This window comes from Streptomyces boncukensis, from assembly GCF_011045075.1.
Lineage (GTDB): Bacteria > Actinomycetota > Actinomycetes > Streptomycetales > Streptomycetaceae > Streptomyces > Streptomyces boncukensis.
The window spans coordinates 1-10385 of record NZ_JAAKZZ010000260.1 but is presented as its reverse complement, the minus strand read 5'-3'; the positions used below and the strand labels follow the sequence as shown (position 1 = coordinate 10385).

The window sequence follows — 10385 nt, the reverse complement described above, 5'->3', positions numbered from 1 at the left end:
CCCCAGTACCCACAGCAGCCGTACTATGCCCAGTACCCCTCGCAGTATCCGGTGCCGTCGGCGCCGCAGACGCCCTTCCAGCCCGGGGCGCCCGGCGCGGCCGAGGAGCCGAACGACCTCACCATGAACCTCGGCAGGGTGATGGGGGGGCCACCGGGGGAGCCGCCCGCTCCGCCGAAGGCCGGTGGCGGGGGCGGCTTCCTGAAGTCGAGCGCCATCATGGCGCTGGGCACGATGGTCTCCAAGATCACCGGCTTTATCCGCTCCGCGATGATCGTCGCCGCGCTCGGCGGCGTCGGCATGCTCGGCGACTCCTACCAGGTCGCCATCACGCTGCCGACGATGATCTACATCCTCACCGTCGGCGGCGGCCTCAACTCCGTCTTCGTGCCGCAGTTGGTGCGCGCCATGAAGGAGGACGGCGACGGCGGCCAGGCGTTCGGCAACCGGCTGCTGACCGTCGTCGCGGTGCTGCTCGGCGGGCTGACGGTGGCCGCTGTGTTCGGGGCACCACTGCTGCTGCGGCTGATGTCGCCATCGCTGGCCGACGACGCGCATGCGAGCGAGGTGGCCACCACCTTCATCCGCTACTGCATGCCGTCCATCTTCTTCATGGGCATCCATGTGGTGATGGGCCAGATCCTCAACGCGCGCGGCCGGTTCGGCGCGATGATGTGGACGCCGGTCCTCAACAACGTCGTCATCATCGCCACCATCGGCATGTTCCTGTGGGTCTACGGCGCATCGGGGAGCTCCCGCCTCACGGTCAACACCATCCCGCCGGAGGGCGTGCGGCTGCTGGGCATCGGCACCCTGCTGGGGCTCGTCGTCCAGGCGCTGGCGATGATCCCGTATCTGCGGGCCGTCGGCTTCCGCATCCGGCCCCGCTTCGACTGGCGCGGTCACGGCCTCGGCAAGTCCGCCCGGCTCGCCAAGTGGACCATCATGTTCGTGCTGGCCAACCAGGCGGGCGTGATCGTCGTGTCGCAGCTGTCCACAGCCGCCGGTACCAAGTCCGACTCCGGCAGCTATCTCGCGTACTCCAACGCGCAGCTGATCTGGTCCATGCCGCAGTCCATCATCACGGTCTCGCTGATGGCCGCGCTGCTCCCCCGGCTGTCCCGGGCGGCCGCCGACAACGACACCGGGGCCGTGCGGGACGACATCTCGCAGGGCCTGCGCACCACCGCCACCGCCATCGTGCCGATCGCCTTCGGCTTCCTCGCCCTCGGCATCCCCATGTGCACGCTGATCTACGGCTCGTCCGGAGCCGACTCGGCCCGCTCGGTCGGCTACATGGTGATGGCCTTCGGCATCGGCCTGATCCCGTACTCCGTGCAGTACGTCGTGCTGCGCGCCTTCTACGCGTACGAGGACACCCGCACCCCGTTCTTCAACACGGTCATCGTCGCCGCCGTCAACGCCGCCGCCTCCGGGCTGTGCTACGTGGTGCTCCCCGCGCGCTGGGCGGTCGTCGGCATGGCGGCCTCGTACGGCCTGGCGTACGCCATCGGCGTCGGCGTCGCCTGGCGGCGGCTGCGCCGGCAGCTCGACGGCGACCTGGACGGGCGGCGCGTGGTGCGCACCTACATCCGGCTGGCCGGCGCCAGCATTCCCGCGACGCTGCTCGCGGGTGCCGCCGCATACGGCGTGACGCACACGCTGGGCAGCGGCGTCCTCGGCTCACTGGCCGCCGTCATCGGCGGAGGGATCGTCCTGGGCGCCGTGTTCGTCCTGGCCGCGAAGCGCATGCGGATCGAGGAGATGACGGCGATGCTCGGCATGGTTCGCGCCAGGCTCGGCCGGTGAACCGGCGCATACAACCATCATTCGCCGTCGCGTGTCGTGCATAGCGGCGGACTGTAGGCACAATTGTTTCGGGCCGATTCACACACGGGCGCAACGGATGGGGAGGCAGGAACGACGGTGGCGGAACGCAGCACAGCCGCTGTCGGCGTGGCCGAGACCAGCGGGGAAGACGAGAAGCCGCTGCCCGTCCGCGAGGACGGGGCCACGAGCGACGGTGCGACGGACGCGCGGCCCTCCGGCGAGGACGAGTCCGCGGAGCCCACGGAGCCCTCGTCCCGGCAGCGCCATCGGCCGCAGTCCCGGAAGCCGAAGCCGGAGCCGGAGCCCGACAGCCCCGAGCCCGCCCCCGGTTCCGGCTCTGACGGCAAGCCCGGCGCCGACAGCGACGCCGAGACCGAGACCGCCGCCGCTGCCGACAGCGGCGGCGCCGCCGACACCAAGGCCGCAACCAGACCCAGGACCCACGGCAAGCCCAGGAGCCAGGCCAAGGCCGACGGTGCCGCAGGCCCACACGGCGAAGGACCCGCGCCCCTCCCCGAGCTGCACAGCGGCCACAAGCTCGCCCAGCGCTACCGCCTGGAGGAGTGCGTCACCCGCCTCGACGGCTTCAGCAGCTGGCGCGCCGTCGACGAGAAGCTCCGCCGCGCCGTCGGCGTCCATGTGCTGCCCGCCGCGCACCCCCGCGCCCGCCAGGTGCTCGCGGCGGCCCGCTCGGCCGCCCTGCTGGGCGACCCGCGCTTCGTCCAGGTCCTGGACGCCGTGGAGGACGGCCAGCTGGTGTACGTCGTCCACGAGTGGCTGCCCGACGCCACATCGCTGGACGAGCTGCTCGCCACCGGGCCCCTGGAGCCGCACGAGGCGTACCAGCTCGTCCTGCAGCTCTCCCAGGGCCTCGCCGCCGCGCACCGCGAGGGTCTCGCCCATCTGCGGCTGACCCCGCCGTGCGTGCTGCGTACCGCCACCGGGCAGTACCGCGTGCGCGGTCTGGCCGTGAACGCGGCGCTGCGCGGCGTCACCAGCGACCACGGGCAGCGGGACGACACGGAGGCGATCGGCGCGCTGCTGTACGCCTCGCTCACCCAGCGCTGGCCGTACGAGAACGGCGCACACGGGCTGCCCGGCGTCGGCACCCTCACCAAGGACACCCTCGCCCCGGACCAGCTGCGCGCCGGCGTTCACCGGGGACTGTCCGCGCTCGCGATGCGGGCCCTGGTCAACGACGGCGCCACGGCGTCCCGTCAGGAGCAGCCCTGCGCCACCCCGGAGGAGCTGGCCAGGGCCGCCGCGGCGATGCCCCGCATCCGGCCCCCGGAGACCGCGTTCGCCCCGCCCCCCGCGCCGTATCAGCCGGGCGGCTATCCGCAGCCCACGGTCGGCGGGCAGGGCAGGGTGGCGCCCCACCCGCCGGGCGCCGCCGCGCATCCGGCCGCGGAGCCGCCCGCGCCGCCGGCCCTGCCCGGACGCACCGGCAAGGTCCTCAAGTGGGGGGTCTCAGCGCTGCTGATCGCCGCGCTGGGGCTGGGCAGCTGGCAGATCGCCGACGCGCTGCTGAAGGGCGAGTCCCCTCAGGACGGGCCCGAGAAGTCCGAGCAGCGGCAGCCCGCGGGCGGCCGGGATTCCCAGCCGAGCGGCAAGCCTCTGAAGATCGTGGGTGCCAAGGACTTCGACCCGGAGAGCTCGGACGGCTCGGAGAACCCCGACAAGGTTCCGGACGCCTACGACGGCGACCCCCAGACGTACTGGCTCACCAGCAAGTACTTCGGCCGTCCCGACTTCGGGAACCTCAAGTCCGGGGTGGGGCTCATCTTCGATCTCGGCTCGGCGAAGCGGGTCAGCACGCTCAAGGCGGACTTCATGGGCAAGACCTCCGCCAGCTTCCTGGCCGCGCCGCAGAACGTCACCAGCATGCCCAGCTCGCTCAGCAGCTTCAGCAAGGTCACCAGCGGCAGCGGCGACCACCTCAGCCTCACGGCGAAGAAGCCGATCAAGACCCGCTTCGTGCTCCTCTGGCTCACCAAGCTCCCGATGTCCGACGACGGCAACTACCGTGGTCGCGTCACGGAGGTCCAGGTCGTCGGTTGAACCGGTGGACACCGCTCCCGCCGCTCGGACGGCGGAGCAAGGGGAGGGCTGATGGCGAGCGAGAGCGCGGGGCGCCGCCCTGAGCACAGCGGGGCGGCGGACGCGGCGCCCGATGACCGCGAGCTGCTCGCCTGCCATGTCGCGGGGGACCGGGACGCCTTCGGCGAGCTGGTCCGCCGCCACCGCGACCGCCTCTGGGCCGTGGCCCTGCGCACCCTCGGGGACCGGGAGGAGGCAGCCGACGCCGTGCAGGACGCGCTGATCTCCGCATACCGCTCCGCGCACACCTTTCGCGGCCAGTCCGCCGTCACCACCTGGCTGCACCGCATCACGGTCAACGCCTGCCTGGACCGCGCCCGCAAGGCCGCCTCGCGGCGTGCCGCGCTCACCGACGACACCGAGCGCCTGGAGCATCTGCTGGAGCCGCACGAGTCCGCCGCGGGGCCCGTGGAACGCCAGGACCTCCATCGGGAGCTGATCGTCGCGCTCACCGAGCTGCCGGTCGAGCAGCGGGCCGCGCTCGTACTCGTCGATATGCAGGGCTATCCGGTGGCCGAGGCCGCCCGGATCCTCGATGTCGCCATCGGTACGGTCAAGAGCCGCTGCGCCCGTGGACGGGCCAGGCTGCTGCCGCTCGTCACCCATCTGAGACCGTCGGCTCCGCACTCCCCACCACCCCCGGACGCAGCGTCCGGCCCGGAGGGGGACACGGGGCATACGCCACCCCCGGAGGGGGGAAGGAACCGGACTCAGGGGACATCCGTCCCAGCAGCGAGAGAGACTCCCCGGGACATCTCGGGCCGCGGGGCCGTGAAGGGAGGAGGGCAGGGATGACATCCGCTCCTTTCACCCCCGATGCATCCGGCACCGGGGAGCACCCGGAAGTCGCCGAGATCTCCGCGCTCGGTGAGGGCCTGCTGTCCGTGGAGCGCCAGTCCGCCATCCGCACCCATCTGTCGGAGTGCGGCCTGTGCCAGGACGTACGGACCTCGCTGGACGAGATCCGGGATGTGCTCGGCACGCTGCCAGGCCCCGCCCGGATGCCGGAGGACATCGCGGGCCGTATCGACGCGGCCCTGGCGGCGGAGGCGCTGCTGGACGCGACGGCGCCGGGGGAGCCGGTTTCACGTGAGCCGGTTTCACGTGAAACAGCGAACCCGGACTCGGGGGCCGCGGTTTCACGTGAAACCGCGGCCCCGGCCCCGGCCGAAGTACCGACGGCCCCGGACTCGGACTCGGACCCGAACCCGAACCCGGACTCGACCCCTGACTCGACCCCGGACGCCCCCCGGGCCGTCCCGCGCCGCTGGCGCTCCCTCACGCTCGCCGCGGCGGCGGCCTTCGCCGTCCTCGGCATCGGCGGGATCGCCTTCCAGGCGCTCACCGCCTCCGGCAGCGACGGCACCGGCAACGCGGCGGCGACGGACGAGACCGACAACGGCCAGGCGTCCCGGGGAGCCGGCCCCCTCTCGGACGACAAGAAGCTGAAGCACCGGGTGCAGTCCCTGCTCGCCCAGCACACGAGTGCCGACTCGTCCCCGTCCGCGCCCGGCGGGGGCCCCGACCTCAAGGCCGAGCGCACCGGCCCCTCCGGGAGCCCCTCCCTGGAGAGCACGGCCACCGCGCCCCCGGTGCCACCCTGTGTGCTCGCGGGGCTGCAGCGTACGGAGACCCCGCTCGCCATCGACCCGGACACGACGTACCGGGCCCGGCCGGTCTATCTCATCGTGCTGCCGCACCGGGGCGGCGACCCCGCGCAGGTGGATGTCTACGCCCTGGACTCCTCGTGTACCAGCACCGATCCCTCCGGGTCCGCGCACGTGGTGCTTGAGCGCACCTATCCGCGCGGTTGACGGACGGCGCGGGGGCCGGGAATGTCTGCCCCGTAGGATCCGTTGGGTGAGGTGGAAAGCCTCGGCACAGACCCCGCAGCAGTCGGCAGACAAGGAAGACTTCCGTGAGCGACGTCCGTAACGTGATCATCATTGGTTCCGGTCCTGCCGGATACACGGCGGCGCTGTATACGGCGCGTGCGTCGCTGAAGCCGCTCGTCTTCGAGGGCTCCGTGACCGCGGGGGGTGCGCTGATGAACACCACCGAGGTGGAGAACTACCCCGGCTTCCCCGAGGGCATCATGGGTCCGGAGCTGATGGACCACATGCGCGGCCAGGCCGAGCGCTTCGGCGCGGAGCTGGTCCCGGACGACGTCACCGCGGTCGACCTCAGCGGCGAGGTCAAGACGGTCACCGACTCGGCCGGCACGGTGCACCGGGCCCGGACGGTGATCGTCTCCACCGGCTCCCAGCACCGCAAGCTGGGGCTGCCGATGGAGGACGAGCTGTCCGGGCGCGGGGTGTCCTACTGCGCCACGTGCGACGGCTTCTTCTTCCGCGGCCAGGACATCGCCGTGATCGGTGGCGGCGACACCGCGATGGAGGAGGCCACCTTCCTGTCCCGGTTCGCCAAGTCGGTCACCGTCGTGCACCGGCGGGACGCGCTGCGCGCCTCCAAGGCGATGCAGGAGCGCGCCTTCGCGGACCCGAAGATCTCCTTCGCCTGGGACAGCGAGGTCGCGGAGATCCACAGCGCCGAGGGCAAGCTGTCCGGGCTCACCCTGCGTGACACCCGCACCGGCGAGACCCGTGAGCTGCCGGTGACCGGGCTGTTCGTGGCCATCGGCCACGACCCCCGCGTCGAGCTGTTCCGCGGCGTGCTGACCATGGACGAGGAGGGCTACCTGAAGGTCGACGCCCCCTCCACCCGCACCAATGTCCCCGGTGTCTTCGCCGCGGGCGACGTCGTCGACCACACCTACCGGCAGGCCATCACCGCCGCCGGCACCGGCTGCTCCGCGGCCCTCGACGCCGAGCGCCACCTCGCCGCACTCACCGACGGCGAGGACGCTGCGCGGGCGGCCGAGCCGGAGAAGGCCGCGGCGGCCGTCTGACCGACGGATACGCCCGCACCACCCACCCGAGAAAGAGGAGAAGCATCATGGCCGGCGCCACCGTGACCGCCACCGACAGCACCTTCGACGAGGTCGTCCTCAAGAGCGACAAGCCCGTGCTGGTCGACTTCTGGGCCGCGTGGTGCGGCCCTTGCCGGCAGATCGCCCCGTCCCTGGAGGCCATCGCCACGCAGCACGCCGAGAAGCTGACCGTGGTCAAGCTCAACATCGACGAGAACCCGGGCGTGGCCGCCAAGTACGGGATCCTGTCCATCCCGACGATGAACGTCTACCAGGGCGGCGAGGTCGTGAAGACCATCGTCGGCGCCAAGCCGAAGGCCGCCATCGAGAAGGACCTCGCCGAGTTCATCGGCTGAACGTCCGGCCCCGTTTCACGTACTGCACCCTCCCGAGGGGGAGCGAGCCGTTTCACGTGAAACGGGGCCGTCGTGTGTCCGGGGACGGTCCTGGGGACGGGCCCGGGGACGAGCCCGGGGACGAGCCCGGGGACGAGCCCGGGGACGAGCCGGGGACGGCTACAGCGGGCGCAGCACGGGATCCTTCTGCACCGCGCCCAGCAGCTGGTCCAGCGCCCGCTCCACGTCCTCCCGCCAGGAGACGGTCGAGCGCAACTCCAGCCGCAGCCGGGGGTAGCGGTGGTGCGGGCGCACGGTCTTGAAGCCCGGGCTGGTGGGAAAGGCGAAGGAGCGCGGGACATACGCCGGGGGCGCGTACAGCACAAAACCCACCGGCACCTCGTCGACGTAGACCACCCGGCCGCAGGAGCCCCACTCCAGCAGCACCGAGGAGATCCACGACTCCTTCTCCAGGTCCGGTCGTCCCGCCTGCGTCGCCGCGTCTCCGCTGACCGGGTCCAGCTCCCAGAAGACACACGCGCGGCAGCGCTTGGGCAGGTCCGGAAGGTTGTCCAGCGTGAGCGGAACGAGCTGTCGCCCCATGGGATCCATCGTATCCACGGGGCGACAGCTCGTCGGAAGCTTTCCGGGGTTATCCGTCCTGCTCGTCGGCGTCCGGCTCCGCGGACTCCTCGGCCATCTGCTGTCCCAGCACCCGGCCCTCGCCCGGGGCGAGCTGCCCCAGGATCCGCTCCAGATCCACTATCGAGGCGAACTCGACAACGATCTTTCCCTTCTTCTGCCCCAGGTCCACCTTCACCCGAGTCTCGAAGCGGTCCGAGAGCCGCCCGGCCAGCTGGTCCAGCGCGGGGGAGGTCTTCCCGGCCCGGGGCTTGCGGGCCTTGGGCGCGCTCGGGGCCTCGGAGCCCAGCAGCGTCACGATCTCCTCGACCGCCCGCACCGAGAGGCTCTCCCGCACGATCCGCTGGGCGATCCGGTCCTGCTCCTCGATGTCCTCCACGGACAGCAGCGCACGGGCGTGCCCGGCGGACAGCACTCCGGCCGCCACGCGCTTCCGCACCGGGAGCGACAGCTTCAGCAGCCGCAGGGTGTTGGACACCTGCGAGCGGGAGCGCCCGATACGGTCGGCGAGCTGGTCGTGGGTGCAGTTGAAGTCCCTGAGCAGTTGGTCGTACGCCGCTGCCTCTTCCAGCGGGTTGAGCTGCACCCGGTGGAGGTTCTCTAGCAGGGCGTCCAGCAGCAGCTTGTCGTCCTCGGTGGCCCGGATGATCGCGGGGATCTGCTCCAGTCCCGCTTCCTTGCAGGCCCGCAGCCGGCGCTCGCCCATGACCAGCTCGTACGCGTCCGGCCCGGTCTGCCGTACGACGATGGGCTGGAGCAGCCCGACCTCCTGGATGGAGGTGACCAGTTCGGCCAGCGCGTCCTCGTTGAAGTCATCGCGGGGCTGGCGCCGGTTCGGAGTGATCGCCCCGACCGGTACCTCGGCGAAGTACGCCCCGGCCACCTCGTCGAGCGGCGCCTCGGTTTCACGTGAAACGCCGTGCGGCGCGACGACGGGTTCCGCGCTCTGGGAGAGGGCCGCGACCTTGGCGGCGGCCACCCCCCGGGAGCCCTGCTCCGGCGTCAGTACGGGCACGGCGCTGGGAGACGTCGAGCCCTGACGTTCCGGGGAGGTCGACTCCGGTCCGTCCGCGGCGCCGGGCGCCTCCGGGATCAGCGCACGGAGCCCCTGTCCGAGCCCCCTTCGTCGTCCGCTGCTCACTGAGTCCCCTCCGCCATGGTGCTGTGCTGCTGGTTGTGCTGCCGTGCCTGCTGAGACTGCTGCGTCTGCTGAGACTGCTGTGTCTGCTGTGCGTGCGGATCGCGTAGGGCGATCTCGCGGGCCGCCTCCAGATAGGAGAGCGAGCCGCTGGAGCCGGGGTCGTAGGTCAGCACCGTCTGCCCGTAGCTGGGAGCCTCGGAGATCCGGACCGAGCGGGGGATGTTCGTCCGCAGCACCTCCTTGCCGAAGTGGCCGCGCACCTCCTCCGCCACCTGCGACGCCAGCCGGGTCCGGCCGTCGTACATCGTGAGGACGATCGTCGAGATATGCAGCCGCGGGTTGAGGTGCCCCCGGACCAGCTCCACGTTCCGCAGCAGCTGGCCCAGCCCCTCCAGCGCGTAGTACTCGCACTGGATGGGGATCAGCACCTCGGCCCCGGCGACCAGCGCGTTGACCGTGAGCAGGCCCAGCGAGGGCGGGCAGTCGACGAAGATGTAGTCGAGCGGCTGCTCGTACGCCTCCAGGGCGCGCTGCAGCCTGCTCTCCCGCGCGACCAGCGACACCAGCTCGATCTCCGCACCGGCGAGATCGATGGTGGCCGGAGCGCAGAAGAGCCCCTCCACGTCCGGAACCGGCTGGACGACCTCCGAGAGTGGCTTGCTCTCCACCAGGACGTCATAGATGGACGGCACCTCGGAGTGGTGGTCGACCCCCAGCGCGGTGGACGCGTTGCCCTGCGGATCGAGATCGACGACCAGGACGCGGGCGCCGTGCAGGGCCAGGGAGGCGGCGAGGTTCACGGTCGTGGTGGTCTTGCCGACCCCGCCCTTCTGATTGGCGACGACCATGACCCGGGTCTGCTCGGGCCGTGGTAGCCCTTCGCCGGCCCGGTTCATCGCCTCCACGGCTTGCTGTGCGGCCCGGCCGATGGGGGTGTCGTCCATCGGCGGCGGTGTTTCCCCTGGCTCGGACCGGGGGCCGGGGACCGGATCGGCCATCGGCCCCGCGATGTTGGCGTCGGACCGCAACGGTTCACTCTCCTCAACATCGGGCTCGCTCTGCACGAAGCCTGCCATGCTTTCGGTGTCGTGAACCAGCGAGCCCCGCTCGGTTGTGGACGAATCCGTGCCGGAGCGGGACTCACGGGCGGTCTGGCCGCGCGATCCGGCGGCGGCGCGGCCTCTGCTGATGATTCCCTGCAGGAGTGAGCGGTGTTTCACGTGAAACACCATGCAGGGGCACGGAGCGCATCTGTCCGCGACACACCGTATGCGTAGTTTTAAGGGCTTTTATGGAGTAAGCCTCAGCGCCTGCGCCGACCGCCGCGCGCGGCCCGGCCGCCGGCGCGGGCCGCCTTGGCGGCCTTGGCCCGCTTCGCCGCGAACCGCACCCCGCCCGGACTCTCCCC

The 10385-nt window shown here is 71.6% G+C and carries 9 protein-coding genes; 6 read left to right on the top strand and 3 right to left on the bottom strand.

Annotated elements, in window-relative coordinates; translation table 11 throughout:
* The 6 genes from murJ to trxA form a co-directional block, all read left to right on the top strand.
* A partial coding sequence (gene murJ, locus G5C65_RS22495) for a murein biosynthesis integral membrane protein MurJ (protein ID WP_165300721.1) occupies window positions 1-1809 on the top strand: 1809 nt, incomplete at its 5' end.
* Window positions 1810-1926: 117 nt separating this feature from the next.
* Window positions 1927-3891, top strand: a complete 1965-nt coding sequence (locus G5C65_RS22490) for a protein kinase family protein (RefSeq protein WP_165300720.1) — start codon at window positions 1927-1929, stop codon at window positions 3889-3891.
* Window positions 3892-3942: 51 nt separating this feature from the next.
* On the top strand, window positions 3943-4725 hold the full coding sequence (gene sigM, locus G5C65_RS22485) for an RNA polymerase sigma factor SigM (RefSeq protein WP_165300719.1): 783 nt from the start codon (window positions 3943-3945) through the stop codon (window positions 4723-4725).
* Entirely contained in the window at window positions 4722-5744 is a 1023-nt protein-coding gene (locus G5C65_RS22480; protein WP_165300718.1) for a hypothetical protein, read from the top strand. The genes sigM and G5C65_RS22480 overlap by 4 nt, the downstream gene beginning before the upstream one ends.
* Before the next feature lie 104 nt (window positions 5745-5848).
* Entirely contained in the window at window positions 5849-6838 is a 990-nt protein-coding gene (gene trxB, locus G5C65_RS22475) for a thioredoxin-disulfide reductase (RefSeq protein WP_165300717.1), read from the top strand.
* A 47-nt stretch (window positions 6839-6885) separates the two neighbouring features.
* Window positions 6886-7215: a thioredoxin gene (gene trxA / locus G5C65_RS22470; RefSeq protein WP_165300716.1), complete on the top strand. Its 330-nt coding sequence runs from the start codon at window positions 6886-6888 to the stop codon at window positions 7213-7215.
* A gap of 159 nt (window positions 7216-7374) precedes the next feature.
* On the opposite strand, the gene G5C65_RS22465 is transcribed toward trxA, so the two are convergent.
* Genes G5C65_RS22465 through G5C65_RS22455 form a run of 3 tightly spaced genes read right to left on the bottom strand, consistent with a single transcriptional unit; the run spans window position 7375 to window position 10053 of the window.
* Entirely contained in the window at window positions 7375-7797 is a 423-nt protein-coding gene (locus G5C65_RS22465; protein WP_165300715.1) for a hypothetical protein, read from the bottom strand.
* Window positions 7798-7846: 49 nt separating this feature from the next.
* Window positions 7847-8977, bottom strand: coding sequence for a ParB/RepB/Spo0J family partition protein (locus G5C65_RS22460; RefSeq protein WP_338146585.1), 1131 nt, complete (start codon window positions 8975-8977; stop codon window positions 7847-7849).
* The gene (locus G5C65_RS22455; RefSeq protein WP_165300714.1) at window positions 8974-10053 is read right to left on the bottom strand and encodes a ParA family protein; all 1080 of its coding nucleotides are present in this window, start codon (window positions 10051-10053) and stop codon (window positions 8974-8976) included. Before G5C65_RS22455 ends, G5C65_RS22460 begins: the two co-directional genes overlap by 4 nt.
* Window positions 10054-10385 lie beyond the last annotated feature (332 nt).

Bases quoted from the DNA above. Each gene is read 5' to 3' on its own strand.
- sigM (WP_165300719.1), top strand. From the start codon at position 3,943: ATGGCGAGCGAGAGCGCGGGGCGCCGCCCTGAGCACAGCGGGGCGGCG.
- G5C65_RS22480 (WP_165300718.1), top strand. From the start codon at position 4,722: ATGACATCCGCTCCTTTCACCCCCGATGCATCCGGCACCGGGGAGCAC.
- trxA (WP_165300716.1), top strand. From the start codon at position 6,886: ATGGCCGGCGCCACCGTGACCGCCACCGACAGCACCTTCGACGAGGTC.
- G5C65_RS22465 (WP_165300715.1), bottom strand. From the start codon at position 7,797: ATGGGGCGACAGCTCGTTCCGCTCACGCTGGACAACCTTCCGGACCTG.
- G5C65_RS22455 (WP_165300714.1), bottom strand. From the start codon at position 10,053: ATGGCAGGCTTCGTGCAGAGCGAGCCCGATGTTGAGGAGAGTGAACCG.